The following is a 21,374-nucleotide window of genomic DNA, read 5'->3' as shown; positions in this document are numbered from 1 at the left end:
AGCATGAGCCGCTTGACGACCGTTGGGGAGTCCTCGGCCGCGCTATCGCGCGAGCTGGCCGACTTCATGATTGAACTGTCGATCGGACTCCACAAGAACGCCATTTATCCGCCCGGCCACCCGTTGCTCGAAGGAGCCACGCAGGGGATCGGGCGTCGATTGGACAGCCTCCTGAGTGAGCGGTCGACGTTGTCGCTGGGTGTTGCGCGACATCAGTTGATCATCGAGGGGGTGGCGACGGACGAGAACAACCCCGTCCTCCGTGATTTGGCGCAACGCCTGCACCGGCACCATTTAGGCGCGGTGAAGTTCTCGAAGGGTGTGACGCCAGCAGAAATTGAGGATGTGCTCTCGACCGTGGCGGTTGATGCCGGTCGTCGGTCGCAGCCCTTGGGCCTTGAGGGGCCGGACACGTTGCAGCGCTGGGAGCACATCCGCCTGTACCCGCTCACGTTTGAGCAGTTGCAGTTGCTCGACGAGGATCCGGATACGGAGGAGCAGGAGGACAAGGGAGAAATGCGCGGCGACCGTAGCCGGTCGGCGCAGCTATGGATTGGGCTCGCACGGGCCGCCTTGGCGGCGGAAACAACGGACGAGCGGCTCGACGATGCGGAATCCGCCGATCCGGTCGTGGTGGCCAAGGCGATCGACGAGCACAAAAAGGACGCGGCGTACGATCAGGTGGTCGTTGGGTATTTGCTGCAGATCGCCGAAGAGCTCAAGTCAAAAAGCGGCAAAGAAGCGGCCGCGTTACAGAAGCGCATTTCGCGACTCGTGGCGTCGTTGCAGCCCGCGACCCTGGGTCGACTGCTTGAGATGGGCGGTGATTTCCGTCAACGCAAACGGTTTGTCGCGGATGCCGCACAGGGGATGGCGGTGGACGCCGTGGTGGAGCTCGTTCAAGCAGCGGCGAATAGCTCTGGCCAGACGATTTCGCATTCACTGGTGCGCATGCTGTCGAAGCTGGCGGTGCACGCGGATGAAGGCGCGCCACTGGCGCGCGGTCCGGCGGACGTTGCGCTGCGAGACCAAGTACAGCAGTTGATCGGCGAATGGGATCTCGATGACCCGAATCCTGACGGGTACCGACTGGCACTGGAAAAGATGGCGCGGTCGGCGCCGAACTTTAATCCAACAGACGACGCGTATCCGTGCGAGCCGGAGCGGCTCTTGCACATGGGCATTGAGATTCAGGTGCTCGGCGATCCGGTGTGGCGCTCGCTGGAACAGCTTGCGACACGTGCGGACGTCACGCCGCTGCTCGACCTGCTTGACGCCGCGCCGACGGGCTGGATGCAGGAGACGCTCTGGCGGCAGGTGGCGAACCAGGATCGGTTGTATGCGCAGCTTGAGCGAGAGCCGATTTCGTTTGGCGTGGTGCAGCGGTTGGTGACAGTGATGCAGGCGTCGGCGATCGATCCGCTGCTTGATGGGTTGGAGCGCGCGGATGACCGTACGGGGGCGTCGTTACTGGACCTGCTTGCATCGCTTGGGCCGCAGGTGGCGCCGTATCTCGTGCAGCGATTGGCGGGTGCGCGCTGGACGCTGCAGCGGCAACTGTTGGTTCTCATGGGCAAACTTGGCGATCCACCAGCCGGTTTTTCCGTGCGGGAGTTTGTGCGACACCCCGATGGATTGGTGCGGCGCGAGGCGATTCGCATGATGTTGCGTTCGCCGGAAACTCGCGATGCGGCGATTGTGACGGCGTTGGCCGACACCGATGAGCGCATCGTGCGGCTGGCGATTGCGGCGGCGATGACGAACTGTCCGTCGGGCGCGGCCTCCTTGTTGATGGCGCGGGCTGACGATTCGGCGCTCTCGCCAGACGTGCGGGCGTTGGGGATTCGGGCGCTGTCGTCGCGCAAATCACCGGAGACGGTGGCGTTTTTGCTCAAGCGAACGGCGGGGAAAAAACGATTCCTGCGCCGCCAGGCGCTGGCCTCAAAGTCGCCGGAGATGCTGGCGTCGTTGGCTGGGCTCGCGTTGCACTGGAGCTCCGACGCCTCGGCAGCGGCGGTGATCGCGGCAGCCGCACAGAGCAGTGACCCTGAAATTGCGGACGCGGTGGCGCGTCGCGGAGGCAGCACGTGAGCGCGGAAGCCGCACGGTTCCTGAATTCTTTTGCGCAAGCATTGGCGACGATGGCGCTGTATGCCGATGGACATCCCGCACGGGAGCGTGTGGTGGATGCGTCCTACGAGCAACTGCGCCTGTTGCAGGAGCTCGATCGCCGGCCTCAGTTTTCGTTCCTTGGCCTTGACGTGATTTACGGTCAAGTCGCGCTTCGCGAACTGAAGGAGTGGGATTGGGGACAGCGGCTCGCGAATGCCGGTGTGCAGCGACTGGAGTTTGCCGAATCGGTGCAGCGCGACGAGTACGAGGGATTTCTCGACGAAGTACTGGCGCGCCTCACGTTAGGTGCGATCGATAGTGCCACGCGTAGTTCGGAGCGGGTCTCGACCATCAAGTTTGGCGCGGTGGGCGTGAAGGGGTCCGAAGGCGTCCTCCGCCCAGAGGACATTCTGCCGACGGCGACGGTTCGGTACTCGCTCGGAGAAGAGGCCGACACGATTCGCTGGTTGCACGATGAAGTGCAGACGCGCGGCGAGTTGCCGTTGATTGAGGCGGAAAGTGTGGTGCGCTCGCTGGCCGTAGCGATGCATGGCGACCGAGATATCGTGATTCCCTTGCTGCAGCTGAAGGAGTTTGATCAGTACACCACGACACACTCCCTCAACGTCTGCGTGCTGGCGATGGCGCTCGCTGAGTTTATTGAACTCGGCCCAAAGGATGTTCGCGCCTTTGGAGTGGCCGGCTTGCTTCATGATCTCGGCAAGGTACGCATTCCGAAAGAAGTGTTGACGAAGCCTGGCAAGTTGACGGATGAGGAGTGGGTGATCATGCGCCGCCACCCAGTGGATGGGGCGAAGATTATTTACGAGAGTGATCGTCAGCTCGACTTGGCGTCTGCGGTGGCGTACGAGCACCACATCATGATTAACGGCGGCGGCTATCCCGGGCGTCATTTTCAGCGGGAGTGCCACAAAGCGAGCAAGCTGGTGCACATCTGCGACGTGTACGACGCATTGCGTACCAAGCGTCCGTATCGCGAAGCGTGGGAGTCGGAGCGTGTGTTGGCGCAGATTGAGTCGGGCGCCGGTCCCGACTTTGATGCGGAGCTCGCGCAGTCGTTCATTCAGATGATGCGGCAATGGGAGCGGCGCGTGGCGGTCGTGGATGACAAGACGCCGCTACCACACATGGCGCCGCAGGGAGCGCCGGACGCGCCGGTAGCGGCTGCTGCAGCGCCGTCCGATGCGGCCCCCGCGACGGCAACGCCAGGATCGTCCGCGTGACCGCACCGCGCTCTCCGTTTTCCTCACTGGACGACGCGACGAGCCTGCGCACCCTCGTGCATAACCTGCGCGAGGGGATTTACATTGCCAACGCGCGTGGCGAAATCGTCGATGCCAATCCGGCGTTTCTTCGACTCCTCGGCGTGCAGCGGGTAGAAGATCTGTACGTGTTCGGCCTGGGCGACATCATTGTCGATCCGACGCGGCGATTGTTGCAACTCGAGGAATTGGATCGCGAAGGGTCGGTGCGCGAATTCGAGATGCAGATTGTGCGACCCGACGGTTCATTGCGCACGGTGCTCGATACGGTGTACACGGTGCGCGATCCCAAGATGAGTGAAGTGTTTTACCACGGGATGTTCATTGACATCACGGCGCGCAAACAGACGGAAGATGCGCTGCGCGAACAGAGCAAGCGCGATCCGCTCACGGGCTGTTTTAATCGCCGGTACCTCGCCGAGCTCGACGCGCGCCTGTCGCCAGGCGACAGTGCGTGGAGTTGCATCTTTGTGGACATCGATCACTTCAAGCAGTACAACGACCAACACGGGCATCAGATGGGCGACAACACGCTTATTCGGATGAGCCGGTTTCTGATGCGTCAGGTGCGCGCCGAAGAACCGGTGGTGCGCGTGGGGGGCGATGAGTTCCTGATTGTGTTGGAGGGCGCGGGGGAGTTGCACGTGGAGATGGTGGCGCGTCGTATGCAGTTGTCGGCGTTGCGCACTGCGCCGGTGCCATTCTCTCTGGGCTGGGCGTGGCGCTCGGATGGCGAGGCACTGCAACAGACCATGCATCGCGCGGACCAAAACCTACTGGCGGTGCGCGTATTGGAGCGTGAAGGTTCGCGTTTGCCCGAAGGGCCGGTGCCGCCGCTTGATCCGACGACTGATCCGACGGTGTAGCGCGATCGCGCGCTCCGTGCGCTAGCGGCGCGGCCTAACTGTTCGCGCCCGTGCGCTGGTGCAGTCGGCCATGTGCGCGTTGCTGCACTGCGCGCAGCGCGGTGCCGCCTGCCGCCACCGCACCGAAGACGACATACAAATAGAAGGTGTAGAAACGCCACCAGGCGAGCGCGCCGCCGAGGACCGCGGGCGTCATCACGTCGGTGAATGCGAGCTTGAATGCGTACTCGACCGCGCCGCCCCCGCCGGGCGCTGGCGCGACGGCCCCGCCATAGAGCAGGATCAGGGGCCAGAGCACAAGTTTGGCGAGTGGCAACGACGGCGACATTGCCAGCGCGATGATTGGCAGCACGGCCAATCGAAACGACACATGTACCATCGACGAACAGAACGCCGCGATCAACGGAAGGGGGCGCGCATGGCGGAGCGCCGCAATGTGTTCGCGTAGTGAGCGCAGTGACCGTTGAATGGTGCGCCACCGGCCGGCGTGCAGGCCGATCATCCGCGCCCACGCGGGCGGCGGGCCGTGCGCATTGCGGCGCGCAAGTAACACACCGACGGCGCCAATCGACAGCACAAACGTGGCATACCCGCCCACCATGCCGGTCATGAGCCGTACGATGGTGCCGGAACCCTCAAACACAATCGCAAGGATGACACAGAGCACGCCGAGCGAGGTCATTTCAAGGAACAGTTCCGTGAAAAGAATCAGCACGGCGCCGGCGGATGCCACGCCTGCATCGGAGAGCACGACGAAGCGTGCGGGCTCAGCGCCGGAGCGCGCGGGGGTGATGGCCGCGCCAAAGTCACCGCCGAGGCAGACCCGGAGCGATGTACCCAGCCGCAGCGGAATGCGAAGCGCCGCTGCGCTCCATTGAATTTTTACGGCGCGCGTGAGGATTTCCGCGAGAACGGCGGCGAACGCGAGACCGTGTGCCGCAAGCGGGATCACGGAAGGCGCACCACCCACGGCCCATCCCGTCCAGAGAATCCACGCGGAGACGCTCAGGGTAGCGGCGAACGACACCGCCACCAAGAGCCAACGCTTGAGGCTCACGCCATGCTCACCGCGCGCGGGTGAGATCGAGCGTCGAGATGCGGCGTGGTCCGGGGTATGGGACACGGTCGCCCTTCAGTGCCCGCCACAGAATCTGATTGAAGAGCGCTTCATCGGCCGCATCTTCGATGCGCAGGTCGAGGAGAGAGGATTCACGCGCACCGCGGGTGCCGCCGGGGTTCACGTCGCCGAGGTTGATGGCTGGCGTGAGCGCGGTGTACGGACGCAGGTCGGGCGTGGTGCCAAATACTTCAGTGATGGGGCGGCCGAAGTGATCGAACTGCGAGAGCGTTCCGAGCTTGAGAATGCGTTCAATCGTTGCAATCACGTCGGTGGTGTTGGCAAAGCGATGATAGACGCCAGGCTTGTTCCACGCCGAGGCGATCAACACCGGTGAGCGGTGCGAGTCCACGTGATCGGGGCCGTTCTGCGCGTCGTCTTCGAGCACGAATACGACGGTGCTCTTCCAGAACGGGGAGGTGGAGAGTCCCGCGAGAATGCGACCGAGCGCGAGATCGTTGTCGGCGACTTGCGCGCGCGGCGTGGGTGCGCCGGCGCGGACCCCGGAGGTGTGGTCGTTGGGCAGCCGCATGATCTGCAGTGCCGGCATCTCGTTCTTGGCGGTGTAGCGTGCGAGTTCGGCGAGCCACACGTCGGCGCGGCGCTGATCGCGGACATTGAGATCGTAGGCTGGGTATTCCGGACTGGTGTGTGCGCGCAAAAACGGTTTGGTGCCGCGATACCCAGCCGGAAGCGGATCGTCAGGATCGGCGTTGGCGGGCATCACGAACTCGCCAAAGTTGCGGAAGGTGAGGCCGGCGCGTTGCACGAGATTCCAGAGATAGCCGTTTGCTGGTTCGCTGACGTCGTCATCGTCCACGGGGAGGCGGCCACGGTTTGTGCCTTCCCAATCGTATGTACGGCCACGGCTGGAGTAGTTCGACGGCACCGTCTTCTGGAGATAGTCGGTCGTGTAGGCAGCGGTTGACCAGTTGTGGCCATCAGGACTCACTTCGGCATTCACAAAAAAGCGATCGAAAATTCCGAACCGTTCGGCGATGGCGTGATGGTTCGGCGTGTTCGCGCGGCCGAAAAAGACTAGCGACGTATCGCCATCGGCCTGCGGGAGATCGCCGAGTATTTGATCGTAGGAACGATTTTCTTTGATGATGTAGATGACGTGTTCGAACGGGGGGAGTGCGGCGGTGACGAGCGGCTCGCCCCAGCGATTGGCGCGTGACACGCGCGCGGAGAGGGCGTCGAGTTCCGCGCCGGACACCGCTGCGGTGAGCGACGTGACGAGGCTTCCCGATGTCTGGCCGAGGGTGTATTGCCCGGGGTCGAACCCATCATCGGTGCGGCCGCGCCCTGGCTGCGGGCCGGCGCGATTGGGCAAGGTTCCCTTGCCCTTGCCGGCGAGGACCATAAGGGAGTCGCCGCGCGCTACAACGGCGGTCGGATACCACTGCGTGGGTACGCGTCCGATCACGCGGTCGTCACCCGTGGCCGCGACGAGGCCGGCGGATGCGGTCGACAACGCCACGATGGCGATGGCGTTGTTGTCGGCTTCGGCGATGAACAACCGCCGACCATCGGCGGAGAGGGCAAGGGCGTTGGGGGTGCTTCCTTCCCCTGGACCGCCGGGCGGCGTATCGAGGATCTCGTTGAGCACGCGCCGTTGCTTGACGTCCACCACAGCGACGCGATCCGTGCTACCGGACGCGACGAAGAGACGCGTGCCCGAGGCATTGAGGAGCATCGCGGACGGGTGGCGTCCGACGCGGATGCGCGGACCTGCCGTGAGCGAGCCGTCGGCCGTTGGGGAAAACGTGGAAACGGTGTTGCCGCCCCACGCCGATACAAAAACAGCGCCGTTCTTGGCCACCACCACGCCGTAGGGCCAGCGTTCCGTGGCGAAACGCTGCACCACCTTGGCGCTGGCGAGGTCAATGACAGCGAGCGAGTCGGCGAGGTTTTCGGCGACGTAGAGGAACCGTCCGTCGGCCGACGGGGCGAGCCCGCCTGGGTACCGCACGCCGATGGCCCGCGCGGCTTTTGGGGCGAGGACGAGGCTGTCGATCAGTGTGGCGCGACCCTCGCGCCAGGAATACCGGTACACCACGTCCTGATTGCCCCCCGAGGCGTACAACGTGCGGCCGTCGGGGGAGAAGGCGAGTCCAAGGAAGGCCGCCGGCTGGACGACGGTTTGCGTGATTTTCCCAGAGGTGCGGTCAATGACCTGGATTCCTTGCTCGCGGTAACCGCTCAACAGCGCCACCATCTGCCGCCCGTCCGGAGAGGCGACCAATGCCAGCGGCATAGAGCCCAGCTCAACCGCCGTGCCGACGGGATCGAGGGTTCTGCCCGTGGGTAACTGCCCAGCAACGCCGAGTGTGGCGGTTTCCGGCGTGGACGAAGCGGGTCCGTGCTGGCAGGCGACGAGGGCGAGGAGGACGAACAAAAAGGAACGGGGCACGAAAACCTCGGAAAAGAATCAAAGGGTACTGCGGCCAGCCGGTGAAGACGCTATAAATGTATTGTCCGCCGGCGGTCCAAACGACCTGCCGGCGCTCCAATCGACATAGTCCATCCGGAGGAATGACGTGAGAGTACCGTCCATCGTTCAAGCCGTCGCTCGAGTTTCGCTCATCCTGAGCGCTTTCGCGGGCGCCGCCGCCGCGCAGTCCATCGATACCGTGGCCTTTGCCGGGATGCGATGGCGCGAGATTGGGCCTTTTCGTGGTGGCCGATCGGTGGCCGTTGCCGGCTCTGCATCGCGCGCGAGTGAGTACTACATGGGGACGTCGGGCAGCGGCGTGTTCAAGACCACTGACGGTGGCATGAACTGGCAGCCGGTGACCGACAAGTATTTCGGTGGCACGGTCGGCTCGATTGGCGTCGCGGCCTCGAATCCGGACATCGTCTGGGTCGGCGGCGGCGAAACCGACATTCGCGGCAACACGGCGCCAGGCGATGGCGTGTGGCTCAGCAAGGACGCTGCCAAAACATGGACGCGCATCACGTTCTTTGATGTGAAGAATCATGTGACGCGCATTCGTATTCACCCGACCAATCCGGACATCGTCTGGGTTGGCGTGCTCGGCCACGCCTTTGGCGCGAATGAGCAGCGCGGCGTGTTCAAAACGATGGATGGCGGAAAGAGCTGGAAGAAGGTGCTCTACCGCAACGACCGCACCGGCGTGTCGGATCTTATTGTGGATCCGAATGACCCGAACGTGCTCTACGCGGCGTTCTGGCATGCGTACCGCACGCCCTGGTCGCTCAACTCAGGCGGGCCAGGTGGCGGACTCTTCAAGTCCACCGACGGCGGTGAAAACTGGACCGAACTGACCACGAACGCCGGACTACCGACGGGATTGTGGGGCAAGGTGGGCATTACGGTGTCGCCGGCCAAGTCCACGCGCCTGTGGGCGTTGATCGAAGCGGAAGCGGGTGGCGTGTACCGCTCCGACGACGGCGGCGCGACGTGGGCCAAGGTGAACGAAGAGCGCAAACTTCGGCAGCGCGCGTGGTACTACTCCAAGATCTACGCCGACCCGAAGGACACGAACGTGGTGTACGCATTGAACGTGTCGTGGTTCCGGTCGCGTGATGGTGGCAAGACTTTCCCGCAAAACATTCAAGTGCCGCACGGCGACAATCATGATCTGTGGATTGCGCCGAACGATCCGAATCGGATGATCGAGGCAAATGACGGTGGCGCGAACGTGTCGGTCAACTATGGCCGCACCTGGACCGCTGAGTCGTTTGCCACGGCGCAGATGTACCATGTGGAAACAACCAACGAATTTCCGTACAAGATTTGCGGCGCCCAGCAAGACAACTCGACGCTGTGCGGACCAAGCCGCAAATCAGGCGGCATTTCGATTGCTGACTGGGTCGAAGCAGGCGGCGGTGAGTCGGGATACATCGCCGCGAACCCGAAGAAGCCGGACATCATCTTTGCCGGCAGCTACGGCGGCCTGCTGACGCGCAAAGACATGCGCACCGGTCTCACGCGCGACGTGAATCCGTGGCCCGACAATCCGATGGGCATTAGCTCGGAAGACATCAAGTACAAGTTCCAGTGGACCTTCCCGATCCTTTTCTCGCCGCACGATGCCACCGTGATGTACGTGGGCGGCAGCAACGTCTTCATGACGCGCGATGAAGGGCAGAGCTACTCCATCATCAGTCCGGCGCTGGCGCGCAATGATCCCAAGACGCTCGGCGCCTCAGGCGGACCGATTACGAAGGATCAGACGGGCGTCGAGACGTACGGCGTGGTGTTCACGATTGCCGAATCGCCGCTGGTGAAGGGTGTGATCTGGGCTGGCACCGACGACGGGCTTGTCCATATCACGCGCGACGCCGGCAAGACGTGGAAGAATGTGACGCCAAAGGACGTTGGAGATTTCTCGCGTATCTCGTTGGTTGAAGCGGGTCACTTCAATGCCGGCACGGCGTATGTGGCCGCCAACCGTTTTCAGCAGGATGATTTTCAACCATTGCTGTTCAAGACCACCGATTACGGCGCCACGTGGACGAAGATCGTGACCGGCATTGGCGCTACGGATTTTGCGCGCGTGATTCGCGAAGATCCGACGCGTAAGGGACTGCTTTATGCCGGCACCGAGCGCGGCGTGTGGGTGTCATTCGATGACGGCGCCAAGTGGCAGTTGCTGCGGATGAACATGCCGATGGTGCCCGTGCACGATCTGACGATCAAGGAAGGGGACTTGATTGCGGCGACGCACGGTCGGTCGTTCTGGGTGCTCGATGACCTCTCGCCGCTCCGTCAGGTGACGCCGGCCTCCGTGGCCAAGGAAGCGCATCTCTACAAGCCGCGCGACACGTACCGCGTGGACTGGGGCGGTCGTGGCGGCGGCGGTGCACGTGGCGGTGCGGCGGGAAATCCGCCGAGTGGCGTGAACGTGTACTACACGCTGTCGCAGCCGAATCAGGATGTGACGCTCGACTTCCTCGACGCCAAAGGGAAGCTCATCAAGTCGTTCTCGTCGAAGCCTGATAGTGCGGCCGCGCCGGCGCCGATCACCGGTGACGAGGAAGACGGTGGTCGTCCAACTCCGCCGGCGCCCCGTCCGGGCAATAAGGTGGGACTCAATGTTTTTGCGTGGAATCTTCGCTTTCCGGATGCCGTCACGTTCCCAGGGCTGATTATGTGGGCCGGCGACACGCGTGGCCCGATCGCCCCGGCGGGCACGTTCAGTGTGCGCTTGATCGCTGGCGGCAAGGCGCAGACCCAGACGTTCAAGTTGGTCAACGACCCGCGCAGCTCGGCGAGTGCCGAAGACCAGTTGGCGCAGTTCGAGTTCTTGCTCAAGGTGCGTGATCGCGTGTCGGAAGCGAACGAAGCCGTGCTCTCGATGCGCCATGTGAAGAGTGAGGTCGAAGCCCGCATCAAGCAGGCACCGAACGCCACCGCGAAGAGCGAACTGACGTCCAATGGCGACCCGCTCAAGGGGAACATCACGGGCGTTGAAGCCGAGGTGTACCAGATCAAGAATCAGAGCAATCAGGACCCGCTCAACTTCCCAATCAAGCTGAACAACAAGCTCGCCGCGCTGACGGGCAGTGTGTCGTCGGCACCAGGGCGTCCCACGGCGCAGGCGCAAGCGGTGTTCGGCGAGCTCAACGGGAAGCTTGACGTGCAGGTGAAGAAGATGAGAAAGATCTACGCCGAAGATCTCGCGCGGTACAACGAGTTGTTGAAGAAGCACGGGTTGCCGGCGATCGACACGAAGCCGAAACCCAAAACGGCGGCGTGACGCGGCATATTCGCGACGCTGTCGCTGCCGATCACGATGCGGTGCTGGCGCTGAACAACAGCGCCACACCGCACGTGAATGCGCTGTCTGCGGTAAAGTTTGCGTGGCTGGTGGAGCACGCCGAACACTTTCGCGTGTGTGAGGACGAGGCCGGGCTTGCCGGCTTCGTCCTCACGTTGCGAAGTGGGCTAAAATACTGGAGCGAGAACTATCACTGGTTCTCCGCTCGGTACGACGATTTTCTGTATCTCGATCGGGTGGTCGTTGCCGATCGGATTCGCGGTCAGGGCGTTGGTCAGGCGATCTACCACGACCTCCAGACGCTGGTCGGCGCGCAGTGGCCACGCATTGTGCTCGAAGTCAACCTTCGTCCAGCGAACCCTGCGTCGGCGGCGTTTCACGAACAAGTTGGCTTTCGGCAGGTGGGTATCCGCGAAAGCGCGGACAGCCACGAGGCCGTGACGATGATGGAGCGCGCGACCTAGCGCGACCAAGCGCGACCTACGACCGAGCGTGGTCGCGCTGTGCTTACAGCGTGCCTGGCGTTCCGCGATCCACGGCAATCCCCATCACATGGAATCCCTTGTCCACGTAGACGGTGGAACCTGTGATACCGTTTGCGAGCGGTGAACAGAGGAAGGTGGCGGCCCACGCCACTTCTTCGGCGGTGAGCGGATCGGTGAGCGGCGAGTTGGCGGTGTAGTAGTTCACCAAAATCTCAACGATCCCAATGGCGCTGGCCGCGCGCGAGGCCAGCGGTCCCGCGCTGATCGTGTTCACCCGCACGCCAAAGCGACGCCCAGCCTCGTACGAGAGGAGGTGCGTGTCGCTTTCGAGCGCTGCCTTTGCGGACGACATGCCGCCGCCATAGCCCGGGACCGCCCGCTGGCTGGCGAGGTACGAGAGCGATACAAAGGCCCCGCCGCGCCGCGTTATCGGTCCAAGTCGTTGCACGAGTGAGACCATCGAATAGGCGCTGGCGCTGACCGCGGCCAGATACCCGGCTCGGCTCACTTCGAAGAGCGATTTTTTGACTTCGGGCCCATTGGCGAGCGAGTGCACGACAATATCCAGCGGCTGTTCGCCAAAATCGTCCACCAGACGCTGGCGCAGGCCGTCAATGGAGAAGTCGCCAATGTCTTTATACCGCTTGTTCGTGCGCACATCCTCTGGCGCGTCAGCAAGGGTGTCGAAGACGGCGTCGAGCGGATAAATGCGTTCGAACTGCAGGAGCGAGCCGTCCGAGAGCTTACGCGACTCGTCCATTTTGCCGCGCTCGAGGAGGTTCAGAAAGATGTTGAGCGCCGGCGGCCAGGTGGCCACACAGACGGTGGCCCCCGCTTCGGCGAGGCTCTTGGCGATGGCGAATCCGAACCCGCCATCATCGGCGACTCCGGCAACGAGCGCCCGCTTTCCCGTAAGGTCAATGTTGAGCATACAATGATATGACCTAGGCGCGTGGCGCAGGCAAGTGGGTACGGGGCTTCCGCGCAGGTGCGGGAATGGGCAATCTCCACATATGAGCGGATCCTTGAGGCCTGGCCGGAGACGGATGGTGGAACCCACGGTTCCGCCGCCGCCACCACCGGCGTTACCGGCGGGCGGCGGCCCTTCGTTTGCGCGCGCCCTCTGGCGGTTGGCGTCGGCGCGGGTGACCCCGGGCAATCGCGTGGAACTCTACTCTGATGGCACGCGGACCTTTGACGCGATGATCGCCATCATTGAGCACGCGCAGCAATCGGTGAGTCTGGAGAGCTACATCTTCAAAGCCGACCTGGTGGGCAAACGGTTCAGCGGCGCGATGCTCGATGCGGCGCGACGCGGGGTGCACGTTCGCTTACTGGTGGACTGGCTTGGACGACGCGGCACACCGGCCAAGTTCTTTGACGAGCTCCGCCGTGGCGGTGTGGACATACGGGTGTTCAATCGCCCTGGCTGGAAGTCGTGGTTTGGGTTGCTGCCGCGGGATCACCGGAAGCTGCTCGTCGCCGATGGGCATGTGGGGCTTACGGGCGGCATCGGGATTGGTGAAGAGTGGCAGTACGGATTGCTCCGCCGCCACCGGCAGCCGTGGCGCGACACCTGTGTGCGCATCAAAGGCCCAGCTGCGCGCGACCTCGAATCGGCTTTTCGCCGGACATGGGCCATTGCCGGTGGTGAAAAAAAGCCGCGCCGGAAGCTGCGCAAGCTGGTGCGCGGCGCGTTCGGCGGAGACCTCGATCCTGCGACGGCGATTCCCTCACTCGTCGGAATAATTGAAGGGGAGCCCTGGCGGTTGCGGGTCGCGCGGGCGTTGCACCTGCAGGCGGCTGCGGCGCAGCGATCCATTTGGATTGCGAGCGCGTATTTCGTACCGTCGTTTGCGGAGGTCGAAGCGCTGGCCGGCGCGGCGCGCGATGGCGTGGACGTGCGACTCTTGGTGCCGAGCCGCTATGACCATCCGTGGATTCACGGCATGACGCGCCGGTACTATGATCGGTTGTTGCGCAACAAGGTGCGCATCTGGGAATGGGGCGGCGAGATGATGCACGCCAAAACCGCCGTGATTGATGGTCGCTGGACGCGCGTGGGCTCCACCGACTTCAATCCACTCGGCGTGGCCATCAACTATGAGTTAGATGCGATGATCGAAGACCCGGTCGTCGGTGCTGCTGCCGAACAGATGTTCGAGGACGATCTCAGGCGGTCGCGGCAGATCCGGCGGCGCTGACGCAGCTGAGGCGTGCGCATTCACTGAGCACCGCTGCGCCGATGAACAGACATTCTTCGTCGGCCACAAAGCGTGACGAATGTGCCGCCGTCATCTCGCCGCCGGCCTCACGCGCACCAACGCGCATAAAGCACCCCGGAATCTGTTCCTGATAGAAGGCGAAGTCTTCGCCGCCCATATTGGTGGTGCCGAGCGGGATGAGCGCCTGCGCGCCGAGCACTGCGCGCACCGCGTTGGCCGCGATGTCAGCCGCGCGCGGGTCGTTGACCACAGGCGGCGTACCATCGGTGAGTGTGACGGTGGCGCGCAGACGGTGCGTCGCGGCCACGGCGTGCGCGATACGCTCGAGCTCGCTGTTGAGGAGCTGACGCGAGGCTGGCGTGGTGGCGCGAATCGTACCGGTGAGCTCCGCAGATTCCGGAATCACATTCCCGGCGCGCCCGGCCTGTACCGACCCGACGGTGACGACCCCCGGGAGTGCAGGGTCGAGACGGCGCGACACAATCGTCTGTATCGCAAGAATCAATGCACCCACGCCAATGATGGGATCCGCGGATTCCTGCGGCCGCGCGCCGTGCGCGCCAGAGCCATGCAGTGTAATGGAAAAGGAGTCGGTACTGGCGGCGAGTGGTCCGGCTTGCGCCACGACTTCGCCAACCGGAAAGCGCCGATCCACATGCGCGCCGTAGATGACGCTGACGCCGGTAAGCGCGCCGCTTTCGATGACGGCACGCGCTCCCTCTCCCACTTCTTCAGCAGGCTGAAAGATCACGCGCACTTCTGCCGTCGCCGGATTCCGCGCTAGAAGAATTGCGGCGCCGGCCGCCCACGAGGCGTGCACGTCGTGACCGCAGGCGTGCATCACACCGGCGTGCTCGGACGCAAAGGGCAAGCCGGTGGCTTCCTGAATGGGGAGTGCGTCGATGTCGCCGCGCAGCGCGATGGGCGCTGCGGTGGGATTGAGCCCCGGAATGCGCGCCACGAGACCGGTGCGCGCAATACGCTCCACCTGCGACACCCCGTGTGCACGCAAGAAACGCTCTAGCGTGTCTTGCGTGCGTGTTTCTTGCCACGACAGTTCCGGATGCTGGTGCAGATCGCGACGCAGCGCGCGGAGCGCCGCGATCTCGGCATCCGTGAACGGCAGTGCGTTGCTCACGCGGAGAGCACTTCGGTTCGCGTGGTGATCGACTCAACGCGGGCACGATCCACCGTCACGCCGATGCCCGGCACGTCGAGTGGGACGCGCACCATGCCGTCGGTCATCGTCCACTCTGGGGTGACCACATCTTGTGCCCAGTAGCGCGCACTCGGACTCAGATCGCCGGGCAAGACGAAGTTCGGGAGCGACGCGAGCGCCACATTGTACGCACGCCCAATGCCACTCTCGAGCATACCGCCGCACCAGACTGGCACGCCCTGTTCGAGGCAGTAATCGTGAATGGCGAGCGAACTGGCGAAGCCACCCACGCGCCCGGCCTTGATGTTGATGATGCGGCCGCTGCCGAGCGTGACCATGTCTTGCGCACGTTCGAGCGACGTGATGCTTTCGTCGAGGCAGATGGGCGTGCGGAGTTTGCGTTGCAGCGCCGCATGCCGCACCAAATCGTTGTGCGAGAGCGGTTGCTCGATCATCATCAAGCCGAGGTCGTCGAGCTTGGCGAGATGGTCGGCGTCTTCGAGCGAATAGGCGTTGTTCGCGTCGGCCATGAGGTGGGCGTCGGGCCCGACGGCGTTCCGCACGGCGCGCACCCATTCGATGTCGTTCCCAGGTTCGATCTTGATTTTCACCTTGCGATATCCCGCCGCGAGGGCCTCACTGGCGCGCGCGACGAGCGTGGCAGGGTCTTTTTGAATGCCGAGTGAAATACCAGTGGCAATTTCTGTACGCACGCCACCGATGAATCGCGCGAGCGGCATGTTCGCCATTTTGGCGGCGAGGCCCCACATCCCCATTTCGACGCCGGCCTTGGCCATTTCATGGCCGCGGAAGTCTCGCTCAAGGAGCGGATGCACTTCGCTCGGGTGCGAGAAGGTGCGCCCAAGGACGCGCGGCGCGACCCATTTAGTGACGGCGAGCCACGCGGTGTCGATGGCCTCGCTCGAATAGTTGGGCGACTCCCCGGCCACACACTCGCTCCATTCCACGGCACCGGAGCTGTCATGCAGCTCGAGGAGCATGATGCGGCGATTGTGTACGACGCCGGAGGAAATTCGAAAGGGCTCCTTGAGCGGCAGCTCAATTTGCCGCAGCGTGATGCGATCCACGCAGAGGGGTGCCGACGCGGTCGATCCGACGCGCGGGCTCATTTTTGCAGTGTTGTCAGTCACGTGAGGTTGAACTCAGGGTTTGGAGAACAGATAATGGGCGTCGCCACCGGCGCCCGGAACAAACGCGGTCACGGTGTATCGCGCGGTGAAGTAGTGCGAGAGGGCGCGGCGCACCGCGAGTTGCCACTGCTGGGCGCGCGGTCGGTCGGCTGCGACGAGCGTGGGCAGGTCGTACGGCACCGCCACGACGACATTTGGCGAATCTAGGAGCGGCAGCTGGGTGCCACTGCCGTCGGCGACGATCGGCGAACCCTGGAGCAAGCGCGGGTTATCCGACAGCATGACCGGATTTCGTTGCAGTGGCCAGGCCGCAACAAAGCGGTCGGTGCCGAGTGAGTGGATATGACTACCGGTGTGGCCATACATATCTGGGACAAACTCGGCGATACCGGCACCAAGTTTGTTGAGATTGAGATGCGCGTTGCGGGCGACGAGGGGGTCGAATGTCCAGAACATGGTTTCGACACCGAGGGCGCGGCAACGTTCGCGCTGGTATTGTTTTAGGGCTTCACCGAGGCGATTGCCGCGCGCTTCAGGTCGCACGGCGAGCATATCGGACCAATGGACGAGATGGCCGTCCTTGATGCCGGTGAGGCCGAAGATGAAGCCGGAGAGGGTGCCGTCTGGCGCAAAAGCGCCACTGGCCACGCCGCCGATTTTCTCGGCGATCATCAGGACAGTTGCCGCCACGCGTTCTGTATTGTCGGCGCCCCACGTCTCCGTTTGGAGGCGCACAGCGGCCGCGCGGTCCTCGTGCGAGGAGAGAACGCGGATGGTCGTACCGTCGGAAAGGCTTGCAGGTATGGTCACAGGAGAACAATTTATGTACAAGATTGTATACAAATATTGTCTCCGGAGCCCCAAAATGCGCAAGTTCCTCCCTTTGTTTCTTGCCGCCGCCGCACTCACCCCGCTCGGAGGGTGCACGGCGAACCTCGTGCGCGGGTCGTCGTTGGCGACCGCGGGTGCCCCCTACGATGTGGTGATTGCGAACGGCAAAATCGTGGACGGAACCGGGGCGTCGTGGTTCTGGGGGGATCTCGCCATCTCCAACGGCCGCATTGTCCGGATCGCACCGCGCGGCCTCCTGGCGGCAGTGCCAGCCACCCGGCGCATCGACGCCAAGGGGATGGTGGTGGCGCCGGGGTTTATCGACATCCAGGCGCAGTCCTACGAGAACTTCATGGTCGGGGACGGCAAGGCCATCTCGATGGTGACCCAAGGGATTACCACGGCCATCCTCGGTGAGGGGGATACGCCGGCTCCGGTCAATGCGAAGATGCTGGCCAGTATGACGGACACGACGCAGCGCAAACTGGTCTCCCAGTTCACGGGCGACCACGGCTTTGGTCGCTGGCTCGACTTTATGGGCAACCGCGGGCTCTCACAAAACGTCGGGTCGTTTGTGGGGAGCGGTACCGTCCGGCAATGGGGAAAAGGCTTCGCGACCGGCGAAGCCACGGCCACGGAACTCGACTCCATGCGCGCGATGGTGCGCCACGCCATGCAAGACGGTGCCTTTGGGATTGCCAGTGCGCTGATATACCCGCCCAACAGTTACTCTAGCACGCGCGAACTCATTGAGACCGCCAAGGCGATGGCGCCGTACGGCGGTTTGTATATCACCCACATGCGGAACGAGGGCGACGAGTTTCTCGAAGCGCTCGACGAAGCCATTCGCGTTGGCAAGGAAGGCGGCGTTCCGGTGGAGGTGTACCACCTGAAGGCTGCCGGTCCGGGCAACTGGCCCAAGATGGCGCTGGCGATCGCGAAAATCGATTCCGCGCGCCGCGCGGGTCAGGATGTGCAGGCCGATATGTATCTTTATGTGGCCGGTGGTAATGGCTTCAACGCCTGCATTGCACCGAAGTACGCGGCAGATGGCAAGCTGCTCGAGAACCTCGCCAATCCCGCCACGCGCGAACTGATCAAGGCCGATCTCCATCGCAAGATGCCGGGGTTTGATAACCTCTGCATCACCGGCGGACCAGAGAACGTCATGGTGACGGGCTTCACGCGCCCCGAACTCAAGCAGTATGAAGGGAAGCGGCTATCGGAAATCTCGGCGGCCATGCACAAGGATTGGGCCGACGTGATCATCGATCTCAACATCGCCGAAAAGGCGAACCTCGGCGAAATTCTCTTTTTAATGAGCGAAGACAATCTCCGCATGCAGATTGCACAGCCCTGGATGAAGTTCGGCACCGATGCGGGATCGGAAGATCCGGCCACGGCGCAGGGGATGACGCATCCGCGCGGGTACGGCAACTACCCGCGCCTGTTCGGCAAGTATGTGCGCGACGAGAAGGTCGTGCCGCTAGAAGATGCCGTGCGCAAGGCGTCGGCCGCGGTGGCCACGCGGTTGCAACTGCATGATCGTGGCGTGTTGAAGGAAGGGATGCGCGCGGATGTGGTGGTCTTTGACGCCGCGACGATTCGCGATATTGCCACATTCGAAAAACCGCACCAACTCTCCGTGGGGATGCAATACGTGCTCGTCAACGGTATTGAAGTGATCCGCGACGGTGCACACACCGGCGCCAAACCTGGCCAAGTGGTGCGTGGCGCCGCGTGGACCGGCTGGAGCAGCCCCAAGTGACCGCGGCTATTCGGAAACCTCGGGCGAACGCACGTCCCAAAGCTGCGCCGATCGTTGCCGTTGAGCGTCAGAACGATGCCGTGTACGCCGAGATACGGGATATGATTGTGTCGGGGCGACTGGCTCCGGGCGCGCGGTTGGTAGAAGCAGAGCTTGCGGCACACTTTGGCGTGAGTCGTACACCACTGCGGGAAGTGCTGCGTCGATTGGAACAAGAAGGCAACGTCACTCGCACACCGACGGCGCGTCAGACGCGTCTGGTGGTGTCGCCGATGACGCGGGAAGATGCACGCGAGTTGTTTCACGTTGTGGCGGCGCTCGACGGACTGGGCGCACGGGATGCGGCGGGACTGTCGACCAAGGCACGCGCCACGCTCTTTCGCAAACTGCGCGACATCAACACCGCGCTGGGCAGCGCATCGAAAGCGCGCCGCCCAGACCATCACACGTTGGTGGCGCTCGACGAAAGTTTTCACCGCACGTACGTGCACGCGGCGGCTGGCCCGCGACTGCGCTTGTTGTACGATGCCGTGAAGCCGCAGGCAGAGCGTTATGAGCGGCTCTATGTGAGTTTCTTGACCAATGAGCTCAGCACATCGGTGACGGAGCACGATCGCATTGCCCGCGCGATTCGGGATGGCAATGCCAGCGAAGCCCAGCGCGCCGCGCAGGCGAACTGGCAGAACGCGGCCGAACGCCTTGCCGGTGTGATCGCTCGCAGCGGAGAACGCGGGGCGTGGGGGTGAGTGCGTACGTCGTCGGCGTCGTCTGCGACCTTGACCGTGCGGTACAGGCCTGGATGCAGTCGCCGGCGTTGCAGCACGATGCATTGCTACAAGGGATGGCCGGCCTCCTGAACTGGTGGGGTGGGGACGGTGTCATCTATTGTGGTGTGTTGCTCTGGATCGGGGCACGCGTGGCCAATCGACGCGCACTCGCACTCGTGGGCGTGCGCGGGCTCGAAGCACTCGCGGTGGCGAGTGCGATCAGCGGCATCATCAAAGGTGTGGCCGGCCGCGCGCGGCCCTTTGTTGCGCCGGGTGAGCCGTGGCAGTTCAGTGTGCTGAACGGCTGGACCGATGCCCACTATTTCTCTTTACCGTCGGGTCATACCACAGCCACCACCGCGTTTGCGATTGCCGTCTGCATGGTGACCCTAGGTGCCTCACGGTGGTCGCGGGCAATCAGCGGCGGCCTCTTGGTGGTGTCCGCTCTGCTCGTGGCATGCGCGCGGATGTACACCGATCAACACTGGGCCACGGACGTTCTCTTTGGTGCCCTCCTTGGCGGGACGGTGAGTTGGTGGCTGACGCGTTGGCACCTCCGGCACGGCGACTCGGCGTTCGACCGTGCGCTTGCTGGGCGGAGCGCCACAGTATGATCGCACGAACGCTGCGTCGCGTACTGCTGTTGCTTGCGGTAGTGTCGCCTTCCGTGCGCGCACAGTCGACGACGGCCGTCGCTCCACCGGAACCTGCGGTCACCGCGCGTGAATCAATAATTTTTGGCGCAAGCCTCGCCGCGGCGGCGGCATTGCTTTCTTCGGATGTGCGCATGGCGCAGTGGACACAGGCGCCGGCGCACCGAAGTGCGCTCGCCGGCCACGTCCTCACGGGCGCGCGACTCTTTGGTGATCCAGGCTCGCTTGTGCTCAGCGCTGGGCTCTGGGCCGCAGGGCAAGTCCGTGGTGATGCCACCATGAGCACCGACGGAGTGCGCGCCCTTGAAGCGGTGGCGTTGAGCGGCACGATCACCTATCTCATCAAAGGCGCCGTGGGCCGCGCTCGTCCCTACGCGAGTCCGGCTGATGCGCACAACACCGCGTTTGGACGCGGCTTTCGTGACGGGAGTGACTATCAGTCCTTTCCGTCCGGCCACACGTCCGCGGCGTTCGCGTTCGCCTCGGCCATCACGGCGCGCGTGGCGAGTCGCGATGAAGCGCGCGCGCGGTGGCTCGGCCCCGTACTCTACTCGGCGGCGGCGCTCACCGGATTTTCGCGGATGTATGACAACAAGCATTGGGCGAGCGACGTGCTCTTTGGCGCGGGAATCGGTACCGTCAGCGGGTTGCTGCTCTCGCGTCACCTCGATCACGCACGATGAACGGCATCTTTATTATTGCGGAACTCGATGGCGCGATTGCCGAACGTGTGCACGCGCTGCAGGAACGGTTCGATCCAAAGCTCGCGGCTGAGCTGCCGCCGCACGTGACGATTCTCGGATCGAGTGGCGCAGGACCGATCGCGCCCGATACGACCGTAGCGGAACTGCGTGCCGTGATCGAGCCCATTGCCGCGGCAACAGCGCCACTCACGCTGACCTTTGGCGCACCCATGCGTTTTCTGCAGCGCGAGATAGTGTCGCTGCCGCTCGATCCACACGGCCCAGTGCGCGCACTGCACGAAGCACTCAAGCAGAGCGGACTTCGATACTCGGCCGCGCGGTACCCATTCACTCCGCACTGCACGCTCAGTTTTTACCCGACCATCACGCCCGAGTCATTGCGTGCGATGCTACGGGTGCGCGAGAGCGAACCGTGGACGCTCCGCACCTTGCGGGTGTTTCATACCCGCGACCCGCAGCCGTCGAAACATCTCTTTGACGTGACGCTCACAGGCTGACGTGCG

General features: G+C 63.5%; 17 protein-coding genes. 11 read left to right on the top strand and 6 right to left on the bottom strand.

Annotated features, from left to right (window positions below; all coding sequences use genetic code 11):
* The first annotated feature begins 3 nt into the window (after positions 1 to 3).
* Genes NTZ43_15260 through NTZ43_15250 form a run of 3 tightly spaced genes read left to right on the top strand, consistent with a single transcriptional unit; the run spans position 4 to position 4,261 of the window.
* Positions 4 to 2,091, top strand: a complete 2,088-nt coding sequence (locus NTZ43_15260; protein MCX5768577.1) for a HEAT repeat domain-containing protein — start codon at positions 4 to 6, stop codon at positions 2,089 to 2,091.
* Positions 2,088 to 3,356 carry an HD domain-containing protein gene (locus NTZ43_15255; protein MCX5768576.1) on the top strand — a complete coding sequence of 423 codons (1,269 nt, stop codon included), beginning with the start codon at positions 2,088 to 2,090 and terminating at the stop codon, positions 3,354 to 3,356. The genes NTZ43_15260 and NTZ43_15255 overlap by 4 nt, the downstream gene beginning before the upstream one ends.
* The gene (locus NTZ43_15250) at positions 3,353 to 4,261 is read left to right on the top strand and encodes a sensor domain-containing diguanylate cyclase (GenBank protein ID MCX5768575.1); all 909 of its coding nucleotides are present in this window, start codon (positions 3,353 to 3,355) and stop codon (positions 4,259 to 4,261) included. The genes NTZ43_15255 and NTZ43_15250 overlap by 4 nt, the downstream gene beginning before the upstream one ends.
* Before the next feature lie 34 nt (positions 4,262 to 4,295).
* On the opposite strand, the gene NTZ43_15245 is transcribed toward NTZ43_15250, so the two are convergent.
* Together NTZ43_15245 and NTZ43_15240 are read right to left on the bottom strand one after the other, a co-directional pair.
* Positions 4,296 to 5,318: a lysylphosphatidylglycerol synthase transmembrane domain-containing protein gene (locus tag NTZ43_15245; GenBank protein MCX5768574.1), complete on the bottom strand. Its 1,023-nt coding sequence runs from the start codon at positions 5,316 to 5,318 to the stop codon at positions 4,296 to 4,298.
* A gap of 7 nt (positions 5,319 to 5,325) precedes the next feature.
* Positions 5,326 to 7,794: a bifunctional YncE family protein/alkaline phosphatase family protein gene (locus NTZ43_15240; protein ID MCX5768573.1), complete on the bottom strand. Its 2,469-nt coding sequence runs from the start codon at positions 7,792 to 7,794 to the stop codon at positions 5,326 to 5,328.
* A gap of 127 nt (positions 7,795 to 7,921) precedes the next feature.
* Here NTZ43_15240 and NTZ43_15235 point away from each other — a divergent pair, with 127 nt between their 5' ends.
* Positions 7,922 to 11,107 carry a glycosyl hydrolase gene (locus NTZ43_15235; protein ID MCX5768572.1) on the top strand — a complete coding sequence of 1,062 codons (3,186 nt, stop codon included), beginning with the start codon at positions 7,922 to 7,924 and terminating at the stop codon, positions 11,105 to 11,107.
* Positions 11,104 to 11,592 (top strand): GNAT family N-acetyltransferase, encoded by a 489-nt coding sequence (locus NTZ43_15230; protein MCX5768571.1) that lies wholly within the window; start codon positions 11,104 to 11,106, stop codon positions 11,590 to 11,592. The genes NTZ43_15235 and NTZ43_15230 overlap by 4 nt, the downstream gene beginning before the upstream one ends.
* 43 nt (positions 11,593 to 11,635) lie before the next feature.
* Here NTZ43_15230 and NTZ43_15225 read toward each other — a convergent pair whose 3' ends face one another.
* Positions 11,636 to 12,544: an enoyl-[acyl-carrier-protein] reductase gene (locus NTZ43_15225; protein ID MCX5768570.1), complete on the bottom strand. Its 909-nt coding sequence runs from the start codon at positions 12,542 to 12,544 to the stop codon at positions 11,636 to 11,638.
* Positions 12,545 to 12,662: 118 nt separating this feature from the next.
* On the opposite strand from NTZ43_15225, the gene NTZ43_15220 reads away from it, so the two are divergent.
* Positions 12,663 to 13,817, top strand: coding sequence for a phosphatidylserine/phosphatidylglycerophosphate/cardiolipin synthase family protein (locus tag NTZ43_15220; GenBank protein MCX5768569.1), 1,155 nt, complete (start codon positions 12,663 to 12,665; stop codon positions 13,815 to 13,817).
* On the opposite strand, the gene NTZ43_15215 is transcribed toward NTZ43_15220, so the two are convergent.
* Genes NTZ43_15215 through NTZ43_15205 form a run of 3 tightly spaced genes read right to left on the bottom strand, consistent with a single transcriptional unit; the run spans position 13,786 to position 16,958 of the window.
* The gene (locus tag NTZ43_15215) at positions 13,786 to 14,976 is read right to left on the bottom strand and encodes a M20 family metallopeptidase (GenBank protein MCX5768568.1); all 1,191 of its coding nucleotides are present in this window, start codon (positions 14,974 to 14,976) and stop codon (positions 13,786 to 13,788) included. The genes NTZ43_15220 and NTZ43_15215 overlap by 32 nt on opposite strands.
* Positions 14,973 to 16,148: an o-succinylbenzoate synthase gene (menC, locus tag NTZ43_15210; protein ID MCX5768567.1), complete on the bottom strand. Its 1,176-nt coding sequence runs from the start codon at positions 16,146 to 16,148 to the stop codon at positions 14,973 to 14,975. The genes NTZ43_15215 and menC overlap by 4 nt, the downstream gene beginning before the upstream one ends.
* A gap of 12 nt (positions 16,149 to 16,160) precedes the next feature.
* Positions 16,161 to 16,958, bottom strand: a complete 798-nt coding sequence (locus tag NTZ43_15205) for a hypothetical protein (protein MCX5768566.1) — start codon at positions 16,956 to 16,958, stop codon at positions 16,161 to 16,163.
* A 55-nt stretch (positions 16,959 to 17,013) separates the two neighbouring features.
* On the opposite strand from NTZ43_15205, the gene NTZ43_15200 reads away from it, so the two are divergent.
* From NTZ43_15200 to NTZ43_15180, 5 genes are read left to right on the top strand one after another with little or no spacing between them, the layout of a single operon-like run.
* Positions 17,014 to 18,747, top strand: a complete 1,734-nt coding sequence (locus NTZ43_15200) for a D-aminoacylase (protein MCX5768565.1) — start codon at positions 17,014 to 17,016, stop codon at positions 18,745 to 18,747.
* Positions 18,744 to 19,493, top strand: coding sequence for a GntR family transcriptional regulator (locus NTZ43_15195; GenBank protein MCX5768564.1), 750 nt, complete (start codon positions 18,744 to 18,746; stop codon positions 19,491 to 19,493). Before NTZ43_15200 ends, NTZ43_15195 begins: the two co-directional genes overlap by 4 nt.
* A complete protein-coding gene (locus NTZ43_15190; protein MCX5768563.1) occupies positions 19,490 to 20,128 on the top strand; it encodes a phosphatase PAP2 family protein in 639 nt (212 codons plus the stop codon). Before NTZ43_15195 ends, NTZ43_15190 begins: the two co-directional genes overlap by 4 nt.
* A complete protein-coding gene (locus tag NTZ43_15185; protein ID MCX5768562.1) occupies positions 20,125 to 20,850 on the top strand; it encodes a phosphatase PAP2 family protein in 726 nt (241 codons plus the stop codon). The genes NTZ43_15190 and NTZ43_15185 overlap by 4 nt, the downstream gene beginning before the upstream one ends.
* Positions 20,847 to 21,368, top strand: a complete 522-nt coding sequence (locus NTZ43_15180; GenBank protein MCX5768561.1) for a 2'-5' RNA ligase family protein — start codon at positions 20,847 to 20,849, stop codon at positions 21,366 to 21,368. Before NTZ43_15185 ends, NTZ43_15180 begins: the two co-directional genes overlap by 4 nt.
* Positions 21,369 to 21,374: the final 6 nt, after the last annotated feature.

Source organism: Gemmatimonadota bacterium (assembly GCA_026387915.1).
In the GTDB taxonomy this organism is placed as follows: Bacteria; Gemmatimonadota; Gemmatimonadetes; order Gemmatimonadales; family Gemmatimonadaceae; genus Fen-1231.
This window is presented reverse-complemented; position numbering and strand designations above follow the sequence as displayed.

Bases quoted from the DNA above. Each gene is read 5' to 3' on its own strand.
- NTZ43_15260 (MCX5768577.1), top strand. From the start codon at position 4: ATGAGCCGCTTGACGACCGTTGGGGAGTCCTCGGCCGCGCTATCGCGC.
- NTZ43_15225 (MCX5768570.1), bottom strand. From the start codon at position 12,544: ATGCTCAACATTGACCTTACGGGAAAGCGGGCGCTCGTTGCCGGAGTC.
- NTZ43_15200 (MCX5768565.1), top strand. From the start codon at position 17,014: ATGCGCAAGTTCCTCCCTTTGTTTCTTGCCGCCGCCGCACTCACCCCG.
- NTZ43_15185 (MCX5768562.1), top strand. From the start codon at position 20,125: ATGATCGCACGAACGCTGCGTCGCGTACTGCTGTTGCTTGCGGTAGTG.
- NTZ43_15180 (MCX5768561.1), top strand. From the start codon at position 20,847: ATGAACGGCATCTTTATTATTGCGGAACTCGATGGCGCGATTGCCGAA.